This window comes from Nonomuraea pusilla (genome assembly GCF_900109355.1).
GTDB lineage: Bacteria > Actinomycetota > Actinomycetes > Streptosporangiales > Streptosporangiaceae > Nonomuraea > Nonomuraea pusilla.
Map to the genome: position 1 here is coordinate 41,308 of NZ_FOBF01000005.1, position 20,413 is coordinate 61,720.

The 20,413-nt window shown below is 72.5% G+C and carries 20 protein-coding genes, 1 tRNA gene and 1 pseudogene; 7 read left to right on the top strand and 15 right to left on the bottom strand.

All coding sequences use genetic code 11. The annotated features are described in order from the left end of the window. Window positions 1-2 precede the first annotated feature (2 nt). The 3 genes from BMX74_RS11915 to BMX74_RS45500 are packed head-to-tail and all read right to left on the bottom strand — an operon-like array spanning window position 3 to window position 2,228. Window positions 3-959 (bottom strand): NAD(P)H-quinone oxidoreductase, encoded by a 957-nt coding sequence (locus BMX74_RS11915; RefSeq protein ID WP_055504341.1) that lies wholly within the window; start codon window positions 957-959, stop codon window positions 3-5. Further along, window positions 946-1,929 (bottom strand): hypothetical protein, encoded by a 984-nt coding sequence (locus BMX74_RS44000; RefSeq protein WP_177227318.1) that lies wholly within the window; start codon window positions 1,927-1,929, stop codon window positions 946-948. Before BMX74_RS44000 ends, BMX74_RS11915 begins: the two co-directional genes overlap by 14 nt. Continuing rightward, entirely contained in the window at window positions 1,866-2,228 is a 363-nt protein-coding gene (locus BMX74_RS45500; RefSeq protein ID WP_256256897.1) for a hypothetical protein, read from the bottom strand. The genes BMX74_RS44000 and BMX74_RS45500 overlap by 64 nt, the downstream gene beginning before the upstream one ends. On the opposite strand from BMX74_RS45500, the pseudogene BMX74_RS46625 reads away from it, so the two are divergent. Both BMX74_RS46625 and BMX74_RS44920 read left to right on the top strand, forming a co-directional pair. After that, window positions 2,181-2,276, top strand: a pseudogene (locus BMX74_RS46625) (hypothetical protein); the annotation flags it as partial. The gene BMX74_RS45500 and the pseudogene BMX74_RS46625 overlap by 48 nt on opposite strands. Window positions 2,277-2,631: 355 nt before the next feature. Next, window positions 2,632-4,647, top strand: a complete 2,016-nt coding sequence (locus BMX74_RS44920; protein ID WP_256256899.1) for a MinD/ParA family ATP-binding protein — start codon at window positions 2,632-2,634, stop codon at window positions 4,645-4,647. 1 nt (window position 4,648) lies between these two features. On the opposite strand, the gene BMX74_RS11940 is transcribed toward BMX74_RS44920, so the two are convergent. The 7 genes from BMX74_RS11940 to BMX74_RS11970 all read right to left on the bottom strand — a co-directional run bounded on the left by BMX74_RS11940 (window position 4,649) and on the right by BMX74_RS11970 (window position 9,514). Next, window positions 4,649-4,735, bottom strand: a tRNA-Ser gene (locus BMX74_RS11940). 143 nt (window positions 4,736-4,878) lie between these two features. Next, window positions 4,879-5,745: an NUDIX hydrolase gene (locus tag BMX74_RS11945; protein ID WP_091100241.1), complete on the bottom strand. Its 867-nt coding sequence runs from the start codon at window positions 5,743-5,745 to the stop codon at window positions 4,879-4,881. A gap of 24 nt (window positions 5,746-5,769) precedes the next feature. Beyond that, window positions 5,770-6,528: a M15 family metallopeptidase gene (locus BMX74_RS11950; RefSeq protein ID WP_055504345.1), complete on the bottom strand. Its 759-nt coding sequence runs from the start codon at window positions 6,526-6,528 to the stop codon at window positions 5,770-5,772. A 29-nt stretch (window positions 6,529-6,557) separates the two neighbouring features. Then, the gene (locus BMX74_RS11955; RefSeq protein WP_055504346.1) at window positions 6,558-7,040 is read right to left on the bottom strand and encodes a universal stress protein; all 483 of its coding nucleotides are present in this window, start codon (window positions 7,038-7,040) and stop codon (window positions 6,558-6,560) included. Between the two features lie 13 nt (window positions 7,041-7,053). Continuing rightward, window positions 7,054-7,290 (bottom strand): hypothetical protein, encoded by a 237-nt coding sequence (locus BMX74_RS11960; protein WP_055504347.1) that lies wholly within the window; start codon window positions 7,288-7,290, stop codon window positions 7,054-7,056. Further along, window positions 7,287-7,709: a hypothetical protein gene (locus BMX74_RS11965; RefSeq protein ID WP_143078626.1), complete on the bottom strand. Its 423-nt coding sequence runs from the start codon at window positions 7,707-7,709 to the stop codon at window positions 7,287-7,289. Before BMX74_RS11965 ends, BMX74_RS11960 begins: the two co-directional genes overlap by 4 nt. Further along, window positions 7,706-9,514, bottom strand: a complete 1,809-nt coding sequence (locus BMX74_RS11970) for an MDR family MFS transporter (RefSeq protein WP_091100243.1) — start codon at window positions 9,512-9,514, stop codon at window positions 7,706-7,708. The genes BMX74_RS11965 and BMX74_RS11970 overlap by 4 nt, the downstream gene beginning before the upstream one ends. 181 nt (window positions 9,515-9,695) lie before the next feature. Here BMX74_RS11970 and BMX74_RS11975 point away from each other — a divergent pair, with 181 nt between their 5' ends. After that, complete coding sequence (locus BMX74_RS11975) at window positions 9,696-10,259, top strand: TetR/AcrR family transcriptional regulator (RefSeq protein ID WP_091100729.1); 564 nt, start codon at window positions 9,696-9,698, stop codon at window positions 10,257-10,259. 10 nt (window positions 10,260-10,269) lie between these two features. Here BMX74_RS11975 and BMX74_RS11980 read toward each other — a convergent pair whose 3' ends face one another. The 5 genes from BMX74_RS11980 to BMX74_RS12000 all read right to left on the bottom strand — a co-directional run bounded on the left by BMX74_RS11980 (window position 10,270) and on the right by BMX74_RS12000 (window position 15,889). Further along, a complete protein-coding gene (locus BMX74_RS11980; RefSeq protein WP_055504350.1) occupies window positions 10,270-11,637 on the bottom strand; it encodes a hypothetical protein in 1,368 nt (455 codons plus the stop codon). Between the two features lie 157 nt (window positions 11,638-11,794). Then, window positions 11,795-12,634, bottom strand: coding sequence for a hypothetical protein (locus BMX74_RS11985; RefSeq protein ID WP_055505362.1), 840 nt, complete (start codon window positions 12,632-12,634; stop codon window positions 11,795-11,797). Further along, the gene (locus BMX74_RS11990) at window positions 12,634-13,188 is read right to left on the bottom strand and encodes an RNA polymerase sigma factor (RefSeq protein ID WP_055504351.1); all 555 of its coding nucleotides are present in this window, start codon (window positions 13,186-13,188) and stop codon (window positions 12,634-12,636) included. The genes BMX74_RS11985 and BMX74_RS11990 overlap by 1 nt, the downstream gene beginning before the upstream one ends. Before the next feature lie 245 nt (window positions 13,189-13,433). Then, window positions 13,434-15,209: a sensor histidine kinase gene (locus BMX74_RS11995; RefSeq protein WP_091100245.1), complete on the bottom strand. Its 1,776-nt coding sequence runs from the start codon at window positions 15,207-15,209 to the stop codon at window positions 13,434-13,436. Next, window positions 15,206-15,889, bottom strand: coding sequence for a response regulator transcription factor (locus tag BMX74_RS12000; protein ID WP_055504353.1), 684 nt, complete (start codon window positions 15,887-15,889; stop codon window positions 15,206-15,208). Before BMX74_RS12000 ends, BMX74_RS11995 begins: the two co-directional genes overlap by 4 nt. Before the next feature lie 91 nt (window positions 15,890-15,980). Between BMX74_RS12000 and BMX74_RS12005 the strand changes: the two genes are divergently transcribed. From BMX74_RS12005 to BMX74_RS12020, 4 genes are all read left to right on the top strand, one after another. After that, window positions 15,981-16,721 (top strand): L,D-transpeptidase, encoded by a 741-nt coding sequence (locus BMX74_RS12005; protein WP_256256900.1) that lies wholly within the window; start codon window positions 15,981-15,983, stop codon window positions 16,719-16,721. A 30-nt stretch (window positions 16,722-16,751) separates the two neighbouring features. Continuing rightward, window positions 16,752-16,967 (top strand): hypothetical protein, encoded by a 216-nt coding sequence (locus BMX74_RS12010; protein ID WP_055504354.1) that lies wholly within the window; start codon window positions 16,752-16,754, stop codon window positions 16,965-16,967. Window positions 16,968-17,217: 250 nt separating this feature from the next. Further along, on the top strand, window positions 17,218-18,207 hold the full coding sequence (locus tag BMX74_RS12015) for an LLM class flavin-dependent oxidoreductase (RefSeq protein WP_091100249.1): 990 nt from the start codon (window positions 17,218-17,220) through the stop codon (window positions 18,205-18,207). A 247-nt stretch (window positions 18,208-18,454) separates the two neighbouring features. Next, entirely contained in the window at window positions 18,455-19,888 is a 1,434-nt protein-coding gene (locus BMX74_RS12020; RefSeq protein ID WP_091100252.1) for a phenylacetate--CoA ligase family protein, read from the top strand. The last annotated feature ends 525 nt before the right edge of the window (window positions 19,889-20,413 follow it).

Below are 20,413 nucleotides of genomic sequence, written 5' to 3' on the forward strand. Positions count from 1 at the left end.
ACTCACCGTACTAGCAGGATCTTGCCGACGTGCTCCCCCGAATCCACCATCCGGTGCGCTTCGGCGGCCTCCGCGAGAGGGACCCTGGCGTACACGACCGGCCGGACCGCACCCGCCTCGACCAGGGGCCACACGTTGTCCACAAGGCTACGGACGATGGCGCCCTTCTCGTCCACCGGACGGGAGCGCAGCGCCGTCGCGTGGACCGACGCCCGCTTGGCCAGGAGCGCCCCGAGGTCCAGCTCCGCCTTCGAACCCCCCTGCAGGCCGATGACCACCAGCCGCCCGCCCGTACGCAGCGCCCGGACGTTCCTGGCGAGGTACTTCGCGCCGATGATGTCGAGGATCACATCGGCCCGCACCTTCTCCGAGAAGTCCTCCTCGCGGTAGTTGATCACCTCGTCGGCGCCCAGCTCCCTGACCCGCTCGGCCTTCTCCGCCGACCCCACCGTGGCGACCACGCGCGAGCCGAACGCCTTCGCCAGCTGCACCGCGAACGTGCCGATGCCGCTCGCGCCGCCGTGCACCAGCAGCGTCTCGCCCCTGCGCAGCCGGCCCGTCATGAAGACGTTCGACCACACCGTGCACGCCACCTCGGGCAGCCCGGCCGCCTCCACCAGCGGCACCCCGGCGGGCGCCCGCATGACCTGCTGCCACGGCACCGCCACCCGCTCCGCGTACCCGCCGCCCGCCAGCAGCGCGCAGACCTCGTCGCCCGGCCTGACGTGCTCGACGTCCGCGCCGACCCGCGCCACCACGCCCGAGACCTCCAGCCCCGGGTACGGGGACGCGCCCGGCGGCGGATCGTAGAACCCCTGGCGCTGCAGCACGTCGGCCCTGTTCACCGCGGAAGCCGCCACCTCGACGAGCACGTCCCCCGGCCCGACCTCCGGCTCCGGGACCTCATGCCACCGCAGCACCTCGGGCCCGCCCGGCTCGGCGATCTCAATGGCTCGCATGCCGACCACGGTAGCCGGGCAAAGAAGTTGTGGGTTGCCCGGCCCCTCGGGAACCCGTCACGTTAATGTGCAAGGTAATTTGCTGCCCCTTTAGACCCACCCGAGGGGGAACACGGTGGCAAGACACGATCGAGAGGAATCTCTCGAGGAACAGCTGGCGTGGCTCGACGCGATCAAGGACACGGAGGACAACAGCGTCACCGTCAGCGCCAAGACCGGCCCCGTCGAGGTGTCCGCCGCTTCGCCGTACCCGGAGGACCCGTGGGGGCTGGCGAACGCGCAGCACGAGACGCCCACCCCGCCGCTGTTCCGCGCCGCCGTCGACTCCGTGTACGGCCCGGGGGCGGCCGGGGAACTGCCGGAGGAGGAGTCCGAGGCCGCCGAGTGGCTGAGCACCCGTGACACCACGGGCGACGGCAGCGCCAGAACCGACGTGCGCAGGGACGACGCCGCACCCGCCGCCGCCGCCGCTCCGACCGAGACGGACGATCCGTTCCACGCCCCGCTCAGGCCCCTGCCCCGCCACGACGAGCCGCTCCGAACCACAGGCGAGCCCACCACCGGGCCCGTCCAGGACCAGGACCGAGACCAGAATCAAGGCCAGGACCAGGACCAGGACAGGGGCTGGGCCCGAGGCCAGGTCCGAGACAGGGGCCAGAACCGAGACCACGGCCGGGACCAGGATCAGGGCCAGGGTCCGGGCCAGGATCATCAGGGCCAGGGCCAGGGCCAGGGCCAGGGCCAGGATCATCAGGGCCAGGGCCAGGGCCAGGGCCAGGGCCAGGATCATCAGGGCCAGGGCCAGGGCCAGGGCCAGGATCATCAGGGCCAGGGCCAGGGCCAGGGCCGGGGTCCGGGCCAGGATCAGGGCCAGGGCCAGGGCCAGGGCCGGGGTCCGGGCCAGGATCAGGGCCAGGGCCAGGAGGCCGCGAGGCCCGGGGGTCTCCAGGCTGACGACACCGACCCCCACGGGATGACCCTGCCGTCGCTGGGCGCCCGGCTTACCCCGTCGGGCGGCGAGCAACCCGGCGAGCAGGACACGGCGGACCTGCCGTGGCCGCTACCTCCCGACAGCCCCCTCTGGACAGACCACCCCACCGCCACGCCCTCCACCCATAGCACCTCCACCCCCACGACTCCCGCTTCCACGCCGGCCACCGCCACGCCTTCCGCCTCCAGGCCCGCCACCTCCACCGCGCCCGCCTCCACGGCGCCCGCCTCCACGGCGCCCGCTTCCACGGCGCCCGCTTCCACGGCGCCCGCTTCCACCTCCTCCTCCATGAAGGACGCCCGCCCCGGCGGCGGGCGCGCTGGTGACGTTCGTTCCGGGGACGGGCCGCTGGCCGGTGCGCGCTTCGGGGAGGCGTCTCCTGCCGATGGGCGCGCTGGTGAAGGGCCTTCGAGCGGCGAGGGTTCCGGTACGGCGTGGCTCACGAGCCCGGCAGATAGGGCCGTCGGGCGGCCTGCGTCCGAGGCGACGGCGGGCTCGGACGATGACGGTCTGCCCACGGCGTCGTCCCGTTCGGGCGAGGACGCTCGTCTCGCCCCGCAGGCGGAGGCGGAGCGCGGGGACGCCGACCCCGAGGACGGCCCCACACCGGGTCTCCTGCCGAAGCGCGCCGCTTCCGGGGACTCTGGACTGGCCGGTTCCGAGAGCGCTGGCAAGGCGGCTGTGTCGGAGGGCTCCGCGACGGTCGGACGCCTGCCCGGCTCGCCCGGTGACGGCGCCCGCTCCGCCTTCCAGCCGCAGGCGGACGACCGGCGCACACCGCTCGACACCCCAGCCCCCAAGGGAGGGGCGGCGTTCGAGACGGCCGGTTCCGAGGGAGGGGCGGCGTTCGAGACGGCCGGTCCCGAGGGGCGGGAGGCGTCCGGCGCGGCCGGGGGAGAGAGCGCGCTCGGCGCTGCCGGTGGTGCCGACGGGCGGACGGCGCCTGACGCGGCTGAGGGCCCTGCGGCCTTCGACGCGGTTGAGGGCCGTGCGGCGTTCGACGCGGCGGCCCGCGAAGCGCAGGAGGCGTTCGAAGCGGCCGCCCGCGAGCGGCGCGGGACGTTCGGCACAGAGGCCGGGGAAGGACGCGCGGCGTCCGAGGTCCTCGGGCCCGAGGGGACCGGGAAGTTCGGGGACTCCGGTTCTGAGGGGCCGGGGGCGTTCGGGGATTCCAGGTCTGAGGGGCCTGGGGCGTTCGCGGGCTCCGGGTCTGAGGGTCGTGGGGCGTTCGCGGGCTCCGCGTCCGAGGGGGCCGGGACGTTCTGGGGCCCCGGGGTCGAGTGGACCGGGACGTTCGGGGCGGGGGGCTCTGGCGATGGCGGCGTACCGGAATGGCGGCCCGCCGACCGGCGGGTGCTGCCGCAGCCCGACACGCAGCCGCAGCAGCCGAGCCTCCCTGACGTCGGCCGCCTCGGCCCGCACAGCCACCAGCCGGATCTCCAGGACGGCGGCCGGGCGCACGGCCACCAGCTGGGTCTCCAGGACGGCGGCCGGGCGTACGGTCAGCAGCCGGGCCTCCAGGACGGCGGCCCGGGGCACGGTCAGCAGTCCGAGTCCGGCCTCCTGGATGGCGGGCGGGTGCATGGTCGGCACGCGGTTCAGGGCGGCGAGGTCAGCCCGCAGGGGCGCGCGTCGACGGGGCGGGCGTCCTTCGAGGAACGCGAGGAGCGCGGTGAGCAGGGGCAGGCCTCCGGTGTGGGGCGGCGGCGGGCGGCGCCGGTGCCGGTGTTCGCGGCTCCGCCGCGGGCGCCTGTCGCGGGACGTCCCAACGCCGACAGCCTTGATCCCGAGTCGCTGCTGCGCGGACGGCGGAACGCCCCCTCCAAGGGCTGGCGCCGCCTGGTCTACAAGGCGTCGGGCGGCTGGATCAAGCCGGGCGAACCGCCGGAGGTGCGGCGCCGCCGCGAGTTGCTGACGCGGGCCCGTACGCCGGTGACGACCGGACACCACCGGGTGGCCGTGCTGAGCCTGAAGGGCGGCGTGGGCAAGACCACGACGACGGTCGGGCTGGGCGCCACGCTGGCGCAGGTGCGCGGCGACCGGGTGATCGCCGTCGACGCCAACCCCGACAGGGGCACCCTGTCGGACAAGCTGGTGCTGGAGACGTCGGCCACGGTCAGGGACCTGCTGACCGAGCGGAACCAGGTCAAGCGGTACGTGGACATCAGGGCGTTCACGTCGCAGGCGCCGTCGCGGCTGGAGGTGCTGGCGAGCGACCGCGACCCGTCGGTCTCGGAGGCGTTCAGCGGGGCCGACTACCAGGCCGTCTCGCAGGTGCTGGAGAACTTCTACTCGATCTGCATCACCGACTGCGGCACGGGCCTGCTGCACTCCGCGATGGGCGGCGTGCTGGGGCTGGCCGACCAGATCGTGCTGGTCAGTTCGCCCTCGGTGGACGGCGCGCGGGCGGCGTCGGCGACGCTGGACTGGCTGGAGGCCCACCACTACGGCGACCTGGTGCGGAACGCGACGGTGGTGCTGTGCAGCGTCCGGCCGAGGTCGAAGTCGGCGGTGGACATCTCGAAGCTGGAGGCTCACTTCGCGGCGCGCTGCCGGGCGGTGATCCGCGTTCCGTACGACCCGCATCTGGAGGAGGGGGCGGAGATCGACCTGGACCGGCTGCAGGAGGCGACCAGGGACGCCTACCTGCAGCTCGCGGCGTGCGTGGGCGACGGGTTCGCCGGAACCCGGGAGTGAGCGGAGGGTGTGGGATTCGAACCCACGAGGCCATCGCTGACCTGGCCGCTTTCAAGGCGGCTGCACTCGTCCACTATGCGAACCCTCCAGTGCGCACACCACGATAGCGGCTGCGGTGGCCCGGATGTGCGGTCAGGCGAAGGAGGATTCCGGCATATCCCAACAAGCCGCCCAGCGTGCCCGCAACCTCAAGCCCCGGACGCACGTTCCCGGAGCGGGGGCGGAGTCGCCTCAGCGTCCCTGAGGCCGGCCCCGCTCGCCGAGCTGTGACAGCAGCCACCTCGGCCCGACCGTCTCCGCGCCCAGCTCGGTGACGCGCTCGCGCAGCCCGCGGTCGGCGGTGACGACGAGCACGCGCTCCCACGGCTTGGCCCGGCGGACGACGCCGACGACGGCGTCGTCGCCGCTGCCGGTGGCGGCCACCACCTGGATGCCCGGGATGTCGGGGACGCTCCTCGCGGCGCCCTCGACGACGGCGACCAGGCGCGGGTACCACTGGGCCAGCACCGGGTGCTCCAGCCGCCGTCCCGCGACGGCTTCGAGGAGGCGGGTGGCGGCGCCCAGCCGGTCGTTCCACCAGCCGTGCTCGGCACGCGCGCCGACGATGTTGGCGACGTCGAGCACGACGGTCTCGGGGCGGATGGTGTTCTGGATCTCGGACCAGGTGGCGGCGAAGCCGGGGTGCAGCCTGCGGGTGGCGACCTCGGGCAGGGGCAGCCAGCGCAGCTCGGTGCTCTCGCTGTTGGCGGGGGCGGCGGCCAGCAGCACGGGGGCCTCCGCGATCACGGTCTCGAACGTCCAGCCGCCGTGGTCGTCGAGGTAGACGCCCTGGACGCGCAGCCCCTCGGGGCCGAGCGCGGCTTCCTCGCGGGCCTCGCGCAGCGCGCCGGCGACGGCGTCCTCGTGGCTGTCGCGGGCGCCGCCCGGCAGACCCCAGGTGCCGCCGTGGTGGCTCCACCAGGAGCGTTTCTGCATGAGCACGTGCGGCAGGCCCTGCTCGTCGTGGTGGACGAGGAGGAGGCCGGAGGCGCCGTGCACCCCCCAGTGCCGGTGGCCCAGGTCGCACTCGGCCCAGCCGTCGCCGTCCTTCGCCGTCATGATGCGGCCGTCATGATGGGTGCCTCAGCCTCCGCCCTTGGAGAAGTGCTGGTAGTCCTTCGTGCCCGACCAGTAGCCGCCCCACTCCCAGCCGACGTTCGCGAAGGCCTTCACCACCTTGTCACCAGCATTTATCACACCTTTGCCCGACATGGGCCTACTAGCGTACTTTTTCGCGTTTTTGTGCGCTGTGCCGCCGTCTGCCGTGACATATGGGTTTTCGAGGGGATTCAGGTCGATGGCCTGCCCGTACGAGTGCTTCGACCAGCTGCTCGACCCCGTGGCCCGCCGGCAGTTGAACGCCGACGTGTTGTCCGCGTCGATCGAGGCGTAGTCGTCGGCCTTGTACGCGTCGACGAGCTTCATCTGCCTGATCGGCCAGCGCCAGTCGTACAGCTTCCTGAACACCGTCACCACGTCGTCGGTGACGGTGTCGCGCACCACCAGCTCGCCGGTGTGCGGCTTGTCGTCGAACCCCCAGTACGTCATGGTGACGAGCCGGAGATCCTGGTACGGGACGGGACACCCGGGCCGCCACGAGTACGGCAGGCGGTCCCGGGAGATCTTCGTGACCTTGGCGCTGAACGCCGGCGGACCCGTCCGGGTGGGCGAAGGCGTCCGCGGAGAGGCCGGCGTGGTCGCGGTGGACGGCGGGACGGACGACGGCGCGGGCGACGGTGCGGGCGATCCCGGCGTGGTCGGCGCGGACGAGGCGACCGGCTCGGTAGCGCCGCACGAAACGGACGCGAGCACCACGAACGCGATGGCGGCTGCACGTTTCATCTCGCCACCATATGCGACGTCACACCAGGTCAGGGCACTATCAGCACCGTACGTCTGGCATGTTTCGCCAGGCCGACCGCCACCGACCCGCCCAGCGCGTGCCAGGGGGAGCGGGAGCGGCCGACCACGATCGCGTCCGCCATGTACCTCTCGGCGAGCATCTCCAGCTCACGGGCGGTGTCACCGCGCACGCTGACGAAGCGCCAGGGCACGCCGGCGCCCTTCAGCTCGTCCCTGAGGTCCTCGGTCAGGTCGGCCGCGGCGTCGGGGACGACCGGCGCCCCGGCGAAGAACCACAGGGTCGCGCTGTTGAGCGACTCGACGAACACGACGAGCAGCGCCGCGCCGTCGCGCCGGGCGAGCCCGGCGGCGTACGCCAGGGCGTTGCGGCTCGGTGCCGACCCGTCGAAGCCCACCACGAGCAGGCCGGCGCCGTCCTTGCCGATCTCGAACTCCCCCGCGGGGTTCCTGCCCAGCAGTGGTTCCCGCGGGTCGGTGCTGCCGCCCGACACGTCGCGTCCCGCGTCAGCTCTCGGCGTGCTTGGCGCGCCGGGCCAGCTCACGCAGGGCGTCGGCGGCGTACACCACGAGGGCGACGAACGAGACGGCGGCGAGCGAGCCGCCGAGCCAGAGGTCGTTCAGCGTGGCGTCCACGTACGCGGCGCCCCTCGGCTGGTAGCCGACCGCGAACGGGGCGGCGACCAGCCACAGGCCGGCGAGGAACAGCAGGACGAGGGCGGAGACGCCCAGCTTGGCCTTCATCGGTTCTCCTCCACTCCCACCAGGGTGGCCTTGCCGTTCTGGCGGTGCTCCCCGGCGTGTGCGGTCTTGTTCATGTCCTCGCGCAGCGCCTCGACGAGCGGGGCGAGCAGGCTCGCGAGCTCGGCGGACGACGCGCCCTGCGGCGCGGCGGGCACCGGCTCGGGCTCGGGCTCGGGCCTGCGGCGCACGGTCACCAGCCCGCGCGCGACCAGCTCCTCGTGGATGGACGCGGCGAAGGCGAGGGCGCCCGCCAGCGCGACGACGGCGATGACGAGCCCGGTGAAGAACTCGGACGTGGTGGGGTCGGTCCAGTCGGCGTTCTCCGGCTGGGTGCCGAGGGCGAACGGGGCGATCATCAGCCACAGCCCGGCGACGAGCGCCAGGACCGAGGCCACCGTGCCCACGAATTTGCGAATCATCGGGTGACTCCTCCTGAGACGAGGTGTTGCTGTGCGGGCGCCGCCTGCGCGAGCAGGGCGCGTGAGGTCGGCCGCAGCACGGTCTGCGCGACGGTTCTGGCCCGTTCGCGCTCGGAGCGGCCGTCGGGCGGCGCCATCCTGGCGACCGCGGACAGCAGCGCGGAGCCTTCGCCGCCCGCCCGCTCGACCCGCTGGGCGACGAGTTCGAGCAGCAGGCCGGCCAGGACGAGGTCGTCCTTGCTGAGTGGCTTGGGGGCGTCGGGGGCGGGCCCGGCGGCGGCGCGCAGCGGCAGCTCCTTGAGGAACAGCGCGGCCACGAACCCGATCAGCGCGATGGGGACGCCGACCAGGAAGACCGTCTCCAGGCCGCGGGTGAACGACTCCAGCACGATGTGCTTGATCGGCTCGGCCAGCTTCTGGATCTCGGCCGGGCTGCCCAGCTTCGGCGACGAGCCGCCGGGCAGCCTGATGCCCGCCTCGGCCAGCATGGTGGCCATCTCGTCCTTGAGGCGGTTGGTGAGGATCGCGCCGAACGCGGAGACGCCCATCGCGCCGCCGAGCGAACGGAAGAACGACACGCCGGACGTGGTGGCGGCCATGTCGCGCAGCTCGGAGCCGTTCTGCGCGGCCAGGATGAGCATCTGCATGGACAGGCCCAGTCCGATGCCGAGGACGGCCACGTCGAAGCCGATGAGCCACCCGCTGGAGTCGACGTGCAGCCGCGACAGCAGGAACAGGCCCACGGCCACGATGAGCAGGCCCGCCACCGGGAAGATCTTCCACTTGCCGGTCTGCGTCACGATCTTGCCGGAGACCACACCGGCCAGGAACAGCGCCACCACCATGGGCAGGGTCATCAGGCCCGAGTTGGTGGGGGACATGCCCTTGACGATCTGCAGGTACTGCGGCAGGTAGATCATCGCGCCGAACATCGCCATGCCGACGAACAGCGAGGCGGCGCTGGTGAGCACGAACGTGCGGTTGCGGAACAGCCTGGGCGGCAGGATCGGGTTGCGGGCGATGCGCTCGGCGAGCACCGCGAGTGCCAGCATGAGCAGGCTGATCGCGGCGAGGAAGTACGTCCAGAACGAGTTCCACTCGAACTCCTGGCCGCCGAGCGTCAGCAGGAGCATCAGGGCGGTGGCGCTGGCCGTGATGGTCGTCGCGCCGAAGACGTCGACCGAGGTGTTGCGCTTGACCGCGGGCAGCTTCAGCACCCTCTGGATCACCGCGAAGGAGATCACGGCGAAGGGCACCACCACGTAGAAGCACCAGCGCCAGCCGAGCCAGTCGGTGTCCACGATGAAGCCGCCGAGCAGCGGGCCGGCCACGGTGGAGATGCCGAAGACGGCGCCCATGTAGCCGGAGTAGCGCCCGCGCTCGCGGGGGGAGACGATGTCGCCCAGGATGACCTGGGAGAGCGCCGACAGGCCGCCCACTCCGAGTCCCTGCACGGCGCGCGCGGCGATGAGCTGCCCGATGTCCTGGGACAGACCGGCCACGAGCGACGCCGCGACGAACAGCCCCAGGGCCGTCTGGAAGAGCAGCTTGCGTCCGAACAGGTCGGACAGCTTGCCCCACAGTGGCGTGGAGACCGTCATCGTCAGCATGGTGGCGGAGGCCACCCATGAGTACTGGTCCTGCCCGCCGAGCTCCCCCACGATCGTCGGCAGCGCCGTGCCCACCACCGAGGTCGAAATCATCGACGTGAGCATGGCGAGCATGAGCCCGGACATGACTTCGAGGATTTCGCGGTGGGTGTAGTGCCGTTTCGTGGGGGCTGCGGCGTGTGCCTGGGCTACCAAGACACCACATCCCCTTCTTACGCCTTTTTCCGCATTCGAGTATACGCATGTTTACTAGCCGCGCGGCAAGTGGGTACGGGTTGAGTAGAGTGCGGGCGTGAACGCCCAGGTGACAGGCGCCGGGTGACGGAGACCGGATGACACGGGCCGGGTGACGGAGGCCCAGGTGATGGAGGCCCAGATGGAGGCCCACGTGACGGAGGCGCGGCCGCGCGACCGCGAGGCCACCCGCCGGCGGATACTGGACGCGGCGAGGCAGCTGTTCGGCGAGCACGGCTACGAGCAGGTGACCGTACGCATGATCGCGTCGGCCGCGGGGGCGAACATCGCCCTCGTAGGACGGTACTTCGGGTCCAAGGCCGGGCTGTTCGGCGCGGTGCTGGCCGGAGAGCCGAGCGTCCGCAGGGTCTTCGAGGGCGACCCGGCGACCCTGCCGAGGCGCCTCGCCGAGTACGCCGCGGAGCGCCTGCACCACGACCCGGAGAGCCCGATCCTCCGCACGCTGGAACGCTCGGCGAACCATCCCGAGATCGCCGAACTGGTGGGCGAGCGGCTGCGCTCGGCCGTGCTCAACCCGCTGGCCGCGCAGCTCCCCGGGGCCGACGCGTACGCGAGGGCGCGCATGGCGACGGCGGTCTTCCTCGGCATCGGCGCGATGCGCCGCCGCCTCGGCCCCGAGCCCCCGACACCCGCCGACGTCGAGCGACTCACCGCCGTCTTCGAAGCCTGCCTCGCGGAGTACTAGCCAGGGCGTCTCACGACCGCCCGCACCGGGGATGGGCGAGGGCGGCCGCCAGGCAGGCGACCGGGATGACGGGCAGCACGTACCGGTGGTCGAAGTCCAGGACCGCGACCGGGCCGATCAGCAGGCCCACCGCCAGGGCCCAAGGCATCGCCGCCACGCGCGGCCGCCGCACCGCGGCGACCGCGCCCAGCAGGAGGATCAGCCCCAGGAACGGGCCGCGCAGGTAGGCGGCGTACTGGTAGGCGACGAGGAAGTCCGCGTACGGCGACACCGACGACAGCCCCCGGACGTCCGGGTCGTACTCCCGTCGGACCTTGTCGATCAGCGGTTGGTCGGGCAGCTCCCAGTGCCCGATCCTGAAGCCGAACGCCGGGGTGGTGCGGTCGGGGTGCGGGATCGGGGTCCAGGAGAAGGCGATGGCGGTGTCTCGTACGACGTCGCCCAGGTAGTCCAGCGGCTGGGCGAGGATCGCGTCGATCGCGAACGAGCGGGCGAGGTCGTTGTGCGCGAACCGGTCGCCGGGCAGCAGGTTGAGCGAGGACCCGGGGGCCCACACGTACTCGGAGGCCGCGTCGGCTTCCGTCCCGTTCGGGCACAGGCGCGCCAGGTCGGGCGGCGGCTGGACGCGGGCGCAGTCGGCGAAGGTCATCGTGCGGGCCCACAGGGCGACGCCGTCGGCGCCGCTGACGGCGAAACGGCCGTGGTGCTGGGCGTACCAGGCGGCGTAGCCGGCCAGCGGCAGGGCGCCGGCCAGGACCAGCGCGGCCAGCGGCCGCCGTCCCACGCGCCGTACGGCCAGCACGAGCACGACGAGCAGCAGCAGGGGCAGCGCGATCGTCCTGGTCAGCGTGGCCGCGGCGAACAGCAGGCCCGCTCCGGCGGCGGCGCGCACGGACAGCCGGGGCGACCACATCAGCACGGCCGGCCCGGCGACGATCAGGAAGATGAACTGCGTGTCGGACAGGACCGCGTGCTCCAGGCGCAGGAAGGACGCGTCGAACAGCAGCGGCACCGTCGCCGACACCGCCACCCAGCCGGGCGCCGACCTGCGGCGCAGCACCGCGTAGAGCAGTATCCCGGTGGCCAGGCCGATGACGTGCTGGACGGCCGCGACCAGCTCCACGCTGTGGAACGGCAGCAGCGCGCGCAGCAGCAACGGGTAGCCGATCGGGTGGAACGTCGCCGACGGGGCCGGGTGCACGGCGGTGTCGAGATAGGTGAAGGAGTCGTACCAGTAGAGCGTGGCGGGGCGGTAGCCGAGCATCGTCACCACCCGCAGTGCGGCGGCCAGGGCCAGCGACACGGCGAAGACGCGGTGGTCGGCGAGGGCGGCTAGGCGGCGCCGCGAGGGCGGCGCCACACGGGTGGCGGTGAGCAAGCGAGATCCGATCGTGGGGCATGACGGGGGTCCCGCGCATGCCGAGGACGACGCATGGCGGTGATGGGGGCGCGCGCTCAGCGGGCGCTGAGCCGCGCGCGCTAAGCCGCGCGCCAAGCGGGCGCGTTCCGGGGAAGCTCCTGGTGCGGGGCCGGGATCAGCAGCGGGGCTGCCGCACTGGGCTGCGCTGGGTGCCGGGCTCGGCGCCGACCAGCAGGAGGGCCTGGCCGTCGGCGCTCATGACGCCGTCCTGCACGTACCAGCCGCCGGGGGCCGAGGGGGCGGGGGCCCTGCCGTACTGGATGTACGACGGTGTGACGCCCCGCTCGCGGAGCAGGGCCGAGACCTCGGCGACGCTCCTGTTGACGTAGTCCACGCAGTGCAGAGGCTCGCCGGGCATGGCGATGCCTGGCGGCATCAGGTACCTCTCGCCGGGCAGGGCCCGCCTGCCGAGACTGATCTTCGCCTTCCTGTCGAAGCCGACCGGCACCTTCAGCCCGATGGGGCAGCCGGAGAAGCGTTCGCACGGTCCCGGGGCGTCGATCGTGGTGATCGGGCCTTCGCCGGGCACCGGCTTGCCGGACCTCAACCGGTCCATGTCGTTGATCACGAACATCTGGCCCGTCAGGCTCGCGGAGGTCGGCACCAGTTTGAGCGTGATGTCGAGGCCTCTGGCCCTGAGCTCGCGCTGGTACACCTCGGGCTCGGCCAGCAGGTCCTTCACCGTGATCACGTAGTGGTCGTCCACCAGTTCGATGTCGAGCGCGGCGGAGGCGGGCGTCTGGGCGACGCCGAAGGACAGCAGGGCCGCCAGCATGGCCAGGACGGGCACGGTCGCCCACCTGGGTGGCCGGAGAAGGGCGAGCCACGTACGGCGATGGGGGCGCTCGGCGACGGGGACCGAGGTGATCTCCTCCAGCAACTCCCTGGCGATCGGCGTGGTGCCGGGGCCGGGATCGGGTGCGATGCCGGCCACCAGGCGGTCGATCTCGTGCATCACATGACCCCCTTCGTCATGGCGACGGCGCGCAGGCCGATGCGGGCCATGTCCACGCCGGCCGCGTCCAGGTGCCTGGCCAGGCGTTTGCGGGCCCGGTGCAGCCGCAGCCGGGTGTTGGCGCGAGAGCAGCCGAGGACGGTGGCGATCTCGTCGGGGCGCAGCCCCTCCCAGCCGGCCAGCGCGAGGATCTCCCGATCGCCGGGGCTCAGCCGCGCGAACGCCTCCTGGACGCCCGCCCGGCTCTCGCCGGCCTCGGTGTGCTCCGCCCACACGGCGAGCTGGTGACCGAGCCGCTCCACCAGGTCGCTGCGGCGCGACTCGGCGCGGCGGCCGTTGGCCAGCACGCGGCGGGCCACGCCGAACAGCCACAGGCGCGCGTCCCGCCCCTCGGCGATGTCGTCCAGGCGGCGCCAGGCCGTGGCGAACGTCTCGGCGAGGGCGTCGGCGGCGTCCTCGTGGGAGTCGGTGCGTCGCCGGACGTAGGCAAGGATGTCGGCGTAGTTGGCAACGTAGATCACCTCGAAGCGCTGCTTGCGGTCATGGTGGCTCACGCTGCCTGCTCTCCGTCCGATGGGTCCGACACCCTGTACCTGTCCGGACCCACCGGATAGTTTCACCCCGATTTCGGCGAATTCTGAGGCCGTGTTCGGGGCGCCGGGGGCGAATGAAAGTTCGCGGTGGTCCTCATTCCTGTGAACTTCGCGCTCGACGGCGGCACGGTCGTCGTCGAGACCACGCGCGGCGGCGAGCTCGTCGTGGCGGTCGTGGCGGTCGTGGCGGTCGAGGTGGGAGGCGATCAGGGGCGGGACGGAAGGCGCAGGGTGAAGGTGGTGCGGACGCCCGGGGTGCTGGTGACCGTGGCGGTGCCGCCGTGCGCCTCGGCGAGGTCGCGGACGATGGCGAGGCCGAGGCCGCTGCCGCCGGTGCGGCGGTTGCGTGACTTCTCCGCTCGCCAGAACCGGTCGAAGACGTGGGGAAGGTGCTCGGCGCGGATGCCGATGCCCGTGTCGGTCACCTCGATGATCACGTGGTCGCCGTCCTGGCGGGCGCTCAGCGTGATGTGCCCGCCGGGCGGCGTGTAGCGCAGGGAGTTGGTCACGAGATTGCCGATGGCCTGGCGGAGCCGTACGGGGGCGGCGATCAGGGTGGGGGCGCCCGTGACCTCGGTGGTCAGGGTGAGCCCTGCGGCTTCTGCCCGGCCCCGGTGCGCGGTGGTCACCTGGTCGAGGAGGTCGCCGAGGCAGACGGGTTCGAGGTGCAGGTAGAGCCTGCCCGCGTCGGCGAGGGCGAGGTCCTGGAGGTCGTCGACGATGTGCTGCAACAGCAGGATCTCCTCGACCAGCGAGGCGATCAGCGCCGGGTCCAGCTCGGCGACGCCGTCCTGCGCCGCCTCCAGCCATCCCCTGAGGTTGCTCAGCGGGGTGCGCAGCTCGTGGGAGACGTCGCTGACCATGGCCTTGCGCTGCTCCTCCATCCGCTGTAGGTGCTCGGACATCTCGTTGAACGCCGTGGCGAGCTCGCTGATCTCGCCGGTGGTCCTGATCTGGACGCGGGCGGAGCTGTCCCCGTCGCGCATCCGCCGGGCGGCGTGGGTGAGCGCGTTGACCGGCCCGACCAGGCGCCTGGCCGCCATGACGCTCACCCCCACGGTCAGCACCAGGACGAGCAGGGCGGCGCCGGCGATCGAGGGCAGCGGGATGCGCTGGCCGGCGGCCTCCGCGGGGGAACCGATGTACAGGTAGGCGGCCGGGGCGACGTACGGATCGAGCTGCTCCTTGCGGGCGGCGACGATGCAGGAGGAGATCGCCTGGGCGGGTTCGGCGGCCGGCAGCGCCGGGCGCTTCTCCTTGGAGACCCAGGTGAAGTCGAGGCCGACCGAGCCGCGTTCGGTGCTCTTGCCCTTCAGACACTTGGCGACCAGGAGATTGAGCTGCTTCAGCGCGGCCTTCTCGGTGCGGGTCGGCGTGTTGAAGCTGACGGCGTCGCAGGGCGTCATCGGCGTCGGCATCGGGCTCGGCTCGCGCGGGATCTCCTCGCCGGTGATCGTCACGGAGGGCCTGCCGGTGTTGGAGACGGTCATCTGCACGGTCTGCCTGGTACGTCTCATGCAACCGGCGTAGGTGGCGGCGAGCTTCGTGAGCCGGGCGCGGTCGCGGTCGGACAGCAGGAAGGGGCCCACCGCGCGTGGATCGATGCGGTCCTCGGCCGCCCCCGGCACCAGGGTCACGTCCACGGCCAGCGGGTCGACGACGGCCGACACCCTGGACGGCAGCGGGGTGCCCGCGGCGGCCGAGTCCGCGATGAGGGTGCCCTTCTCGGTGGTCAGCGCGATGCGGCGGCTGTTGCGTGCGGCCAGGTCACGTACGGTGGCGGCGACGCCCGACCAGTCCGGATGGCGGGCGGCGTAGCCGAGCAGGGTGTTGTTGATCTGGGCGTCGCTGGCCAGCGTCTGGCCCTGCTCGCGTTGGATGGCGCCAGAGGTGCTGCTGGCGGCCAGCCACGCCGTCGCCGTGATCGAGCAGACCGCCACCACGGCCGAACTCGTGAGCAGCCTGACGAACAGCGACCTCATGCCTGGGTCAGCTTGTAGCCGACGCCGTACACGGTCAGCAGCCGGACGGGGCGGCGCGGGTCAGGCTCGATCTTCCTGCGCAGGTTCATCACGTGCACGTCGACCGTGCGTTCGGTGATGAACCGGTCGAAGCCGTGGATGCGTTCCAGCAGCTGCTTCCTTGTGAACACCCGTTCCGGCTCGGCGGCCAGCGTCTCGATGATCCGGAACTCGGCGAGCGTGCACTCGACAGGCGCGCCGGCCGCGGTGACGGTGTGCCTGACCGGGTCCACGACGAGGTCGCCCGCGCGGAACAGCCGTCCGGTCTCCCGTGACCTGCCCGCACGGCGCAGCAGCGTGCGCACGCGGGCCATCAGCTCGCGCGGGCTGTACGGCTTGGTCACGTAGTCGTCGGCGCCGAGGTCGAGCCCGAGCAGCAGATCGTCCTCCGTGGACCTGGCCGTCAGCATGAGGATCGGCAGGTCCGACTCGGCGCGCAGCACCCGGCAGACGTCCAGCCCGTCGACCTTCGGCATCATCACGTCGAGCAGCACGAGGTCGGGATCCCCCTGCCGTGCCTCGTCGATCGCCGAACGTCCGTCGTGCACGACGCGGGCCTCGTAGCCCTCCCGCTCCAGGTAGCGCCTGAGCAGTTCGGCCTGTTTGGGATCGTCCTCGGCGACCAGTACGTACGCGCCCATGGCCCGAGGTTATGTCCACGCCAGGGGCGGCACACGGGATCCGCATGGCAAGCAAACAGGTTCCACACATTCTGCCGCCAGGCTGCCTCGCGTGAGAACCAACCTGCTTCGTACGGCTGTGGTGGCGGCGCTCGCCCTCCTGCTGGCCGGCTGCGCGGGCAGCGCGGGCAGCGCGAACAGTGCCGTACAGCCGGACCCGGCGAGCACCGCCGCACGGACCGAGCCGGCGAGCGGCGTCAGATCGAAGATCGCGAGCGTCAAGGGGGCACGGATCGCGATCTACCGGAACAAGGAAGGAGCGGCCCACAGGACGATCACGAGTCCCAACGACTACGGCGCGACCCGCGTCTTCCTGGTGGAACGCGACGAGGGCGAGTGGCTCCAGGTGCTGCTGCCGATCCGGCCGAACGGCAGCAAGGGCTGGATCAAGGCCGCCGACGTGACGCTCACGGAGACCTCCTACCGTGTCGAGATCGATCGCGGGGCGTACAGGTTCACCGTCCACGACGGCGACCGCGTCGTCAGGACGGGCAAGGTCGCGACAGGCGAAGCGGGAACGCCGACGCCTCCAGGACACTACTTCTTCACCGAGCTGGTGAAGCCCACCGGCGACGGCGGCGCCTACGGCGCCTACGCCTTCGGGCTGAGCGGTTTCTCGCCGGTGTTGAAGAGCTTCGCCGGCGGCCCCGGCCAGCTCGCGATCCACGGAACGAACAGCCCCTCCGCCATCGGCACGCGGGCCAGCCACGGTTGCGTCCGCGTCAGCAACGACGACATCACCTGGATGGCGAAGAACCTGGCGATCGGCACCCCGGTCGTCATCAAGGGCTGAGGCCCTACCCGAAGAAACAGAGGAACCCTCATGAAGATCAGAACCATGCTCGCCGGCGTCTGCGCGGCGCTGGCCCTGGCCGTGGGCGTCGCCGCGCTCTCGGGCACGGCCTCGGCCGATCCCAAGAAGCCCTCCGAGTCGGCGGCCCCGGCACCGTCCGCGGCGCCGTCCGACGACCGGCCGTCGGAGCGGCCGACGGCGGCCCCGCAGGAGCCGCGCCCCGCCAAGCCGGCCTACACCGGCTGATCGCCGCGGGACGTACCTGCTCCTGCCCGCCGGCCGCGTCAGCGGCCTGGCCATCGCGGGCAGGAGCAGGCCCACGATCCGGTGAACTGCGATCCTCCTGCGTCCTGAACTCGGGTCACCTCCTGGGCCGGTCCCTCCGGTGAGCCTCCGCGCCGACCGGAGGGACCTTCACGTCATCGAACGAAATATCCGGCGGGCCGCCGCGGTTGCACCAACGCGTCAGGATGTCCCCCGCGAAAGGCCCGTCGCCATGGCTCTCCCGATCTCCATCCTCGACCTGGCGCACATCGGCGAGGCGGAGACGGCGAGCGACGCCCTGTGCGCCAGCGTCACGCTGGCGCAGCGCGCCGAGGAGTGGGGCTACCACCGCATCTGGTACGCCGAGCACCACAACATGCCGACCATCGCGTCCTCCTCGCCGGCCGTCCTCATCGCCCACATCGCCTCCCAGACCAGGACGATCCGCCTGGGCGCGGGCGGCGTCATGCTGCCCAACCACTCCCCGCTGACCATCGCGGAGCAGTTCGGCACCCTCGCGACCCTGCACCCCGGACGCATCGACCTCGGCCTCGGCCGCGCCCCGGGCAGCGACCAGCAGACCCAGCGCGCCCTGCGCCGCGGCCCGTCGTCCGCCGACGACTTCCCGCAGGACGTCGTCGAGCTGCAGGGCTACCTGTCCGGCGAGTCACGCGTCCCCGGCATCGAGGCGACGCCGGGCAAGGGCACGAACGTGCCGCTGTACATCCTCGGGTCGTCGCTGTTCGGCGCGAAGCTCGCCGCCGCGCTCGGCCTGCCGTACGCGTTCGCCTCCCACTTCGCCCCCACCGCGCTGGAGGAGGCCGTCGCGCTCTACCGGCGTGAGTTCCGCCCGTCGGAGCAGCTCGACCGCCCGTACGTGATCGCGGGCGTGAACGTGATCGCGGCCGACACGGAGGAGCGGGCGCAGGAGCAGTTCCTCGCGGCCAAGCGGGCCCGCGTCAGCACGCTCCTCGGCCGCGGCCGGCGCTTCACCCCGGAGGAGGCGGACCTCGTCCTCGACTCCCCGGCGGGACGGCAGATCCTGCAGATGACGACGTACTCCGCCGTCGGCACGCCCGGTGAGGTGAAGGACTACCTGGACAGGTTCGCCGAGCACGCGCAGGCCGACGAGCTGATCGTGGCCTCGCCCGCCACCGACAGGGAGGCGTGGCTGCGCTCGTTCGAGCTGCTCGCGCAGGTCCGCGGCCTCGTCACCGCCTGACCGCCCCGGGCCTGTATCGGCCCTGTATCCCCTCTGTAACGGCGGCTCCCATCGTTGATCGCAGCGGGCACGACGCGCGTGCCCGGAGAACGAGGGAGAAGTCATGCTCAAGACCGCCCGCCGTTACGCGAAGTACGCCGTGAGCGCCCTGTCCACCGCCGTCTTCGTCCACGCCGCCTGACGTCAGGGCGTCCTTCCCCCGGGAGGCCTTCCCGGGGGAACTTCACGGCGACGGGAGGAAGAGGCCGTGTTCGCGACCGCGATCCGCCAGCTCGGCTACGCCTGGACGATGATGTCGGGCAGGAGGTTCCGGCTGCGCGACGTGACCGCGCTCGTCGACGACCTGCGCGAGACCCTTGAGACGTTCGGCTCGCCGGGGGAGGGCGCCGGCGACATGCTGGCGGGCCAGGACCCCGAGATCCAGGACGACCTCACGAGGAGGCGGCTGCGCAGGACCGTGCGGCACGCCGCCGGGGAGACGCCGTTCTACCGCGCCCTCTTCCGCGAGCACGGCATCGACCCCGCGTCCGTCACGCCGGAGACGTTCGCCGCCGTGCCGCCCACGCGCAAGCAGGACCTGCGCGGGACACCCGCGGCCTTCGTGTCCGACCAGGCCAGGCCCGCCCTCCTCGCCCAGACCACGGGGACGACCGGCACGCCCACCCTGGTGTGGTTCTCCGCCTACGAGATCGAGCTGATGGCCGCGATGGCGGCGCTGGCGCAGATGCTGACCGGCGGCGTCCGCTCCCACCACATCTGGGCCAACGCCATCAACTCGCGGTCGGTCGCCCAGATCATCGCCGAACGGTCGGTGACGCGTACCGGCGCGGCGTTCGTCCAGCTCGGCACCATCGACGCCGACACCGCGCTCGACCGGCTGGCCACCCCGCTGCACGTACCGGGTAAAGAGCCGCAGATCACCCATCTGAACGTGACGGCCTCGTACCTCGCGGCGCTCGTCCAGGCGGCGGAACGGGGCGGGTGGACGGCGCGCGACTTCCGGCTCACCGAGATCTGGTCCGGCGGAGAGGTGCTGACGGACGCGCTGAGGCGCAGGGCCGAGGAGGCGTTCGGCGCGACCGTGATCGACGGCTACTCGATGACCGAGATCGCGCCCGTCACCGGCCAGGTCTGCCCGGACGGACACCTGCACCTGCCCACCGACCAGGGGCTCGTGGAGGTGCTCGACCCGGTCACGTTCGAACCCGCGGCCCCCGGCGCGCTCGGCACGCTGGTCGTGACGCCGTACTCGACCTACCGCGACACCACCCTGCTGCTCAGGTACGTCACGGGTGACCTCGTCAGGGCGCTGCGGGAGGACGAGCGGCCGGGCTGCGCGCTGGCCGCGATCCCCGCCACCTCGCGCCTCCTCGGCCGGGCCGGCCCCGGAGGCGTGACCACCCGCGACGTCCTCGACCTGCTGCAGGCCGAGCCGGCGCTGCCCCTGCCCACCCGGCACGCCCTCGACGACGGCCTCCTGTACGTGGTGGCGGGCGGCGCGGCGGCCGGGGACCGCTCCGCGCTGCTGGCCCGCCTCGAAGAACGCGCCGAAGGGCTGCCCCTGACCGGCATCGTCCTGGTGGAGACCCCCGACGAACTGCCCCACCCGTGCCGCGTCCGCGCCGACCTGCTGGAACACGGCTTCGAACGCGCCACCCCCACCCTGACGGGAACGCGATGACCTCGCTCACGACCCCCGCCCTCGCCCTGTACGTGCTCGTCGGGCTCGCCGTCGCGCTGACCATCGGCTACGCCCGCCGCTACGCCATCCCCAGGCCGCCCGTCGGCCGGATGACCCGCTCGGACATCACCTTCATGGTCGTCGCGCTCGTGGCGATGCCGTTCGCGTACCTGCACCTGCACGACGCCGTGGTCGTGACCGTCTTCGGGATCGTGGCGTTCACGTTCGCCCAGCTCACGCTGGCGCAGCCGATCGGCGGGCGCGCCGCCGCGCTCGCCGCCGCCGCGCTGTGCGGCGGCGACGTGGCCGCCTACCTGGCCGGGTGGGAGCCCGGGGTGCTCCTGCTCAACGACGTCAGCGTGATCCTGCTCGTCGTCGGCGCGGTGAACCTCTGGGCGCAGGCCGGGATCACCCCCGCCCAGGTGGCCGCCCTGGCCGCCGCGCTCACCTGCTACGACACCGTCGCCACCGGGTTCAGCACGCTCACCATGGACTTCGTCCAGCGCATGCAGGGCCTGCCGTTCG

Coding starts and splice junctions, on each gene's coding strand:
- BMX74_RS11965 (WP_143078626.1), bottom strand. CDS start 7,709: ATGATTCGCAAATTCGTGGGCACGGTGGCCTCGGTCCTGGCGCTCGTC.
- BMX74_RS12000 (WP_055504353.1), bottom strand. CDS start 15,889: ATGGGCGCGTACGTACTGGTCGCCGAGGACGATCCCAAACAGGCCGAA.
- BMX74_RS11950 (WP_055504345.1), bottom strand. CDS start 6,528: ATGAAACGTGCAGCCGCCATCGCGTTCGTGGTGCTCGCGTCCGTTTCG.
- BMX74_RS11985 (WP_055505362.1), bottom strand. CDS start 12,634: ATGCACGAGATCGACCGCCTGGTGGCCGGCATCGCACCCGATCCCGGC.
- BMX74_RS11995 (WP_091100245.1), bottom strand. CDS start 15,209: ATGAGGTCGCTGTTCGTCAGGCTGCTCACGAGTTCGGCCGTGGTGGCG.
- BMX74_RS11945 (WP_091100241.1), bottom strand. CDS start 5,745: ATGACGGCGAAGGACGGCGACGGCTGGGCCGAGTGCGACCTGGGCCAC.
- BMX74_RS11960 (WP_055504347.1), bottom strand. CDS start 7,290: ATGAAGGCCAAGCTGGGCGTCTCCGCCCTCGTCCTGCTGTTCCTCGCC.
- BMX74_RS11975 (WP_091100729.1), top strand. CDS start 9,696: ATGGAGGCCCACGTGACGGAGGCGCGGCCGCGCGACCGCGAGGCCACC.
- BMX74_RS11915 (WP_055504341.1), bottom strand. CDS start 959: ATGCGAGCCATTGAGATCGCCGAGCCGGGCGGGCCCGAGGTGCTGCGG.
- BMX74_RS12010 (WP_055504354.1), top strand. CDS start 16,752: ATGAAGATCAGAACCATGCTCGCCGGCGTCTGCGCGGCGCTGGCCCTG.
- BMX74_RS12015 (WP_091100249.1), top strand. CDS start 17,218: ATGGCTCTCCCGATCTCCATCCTCGACCTGGCGCACATCGGCGAGGCG.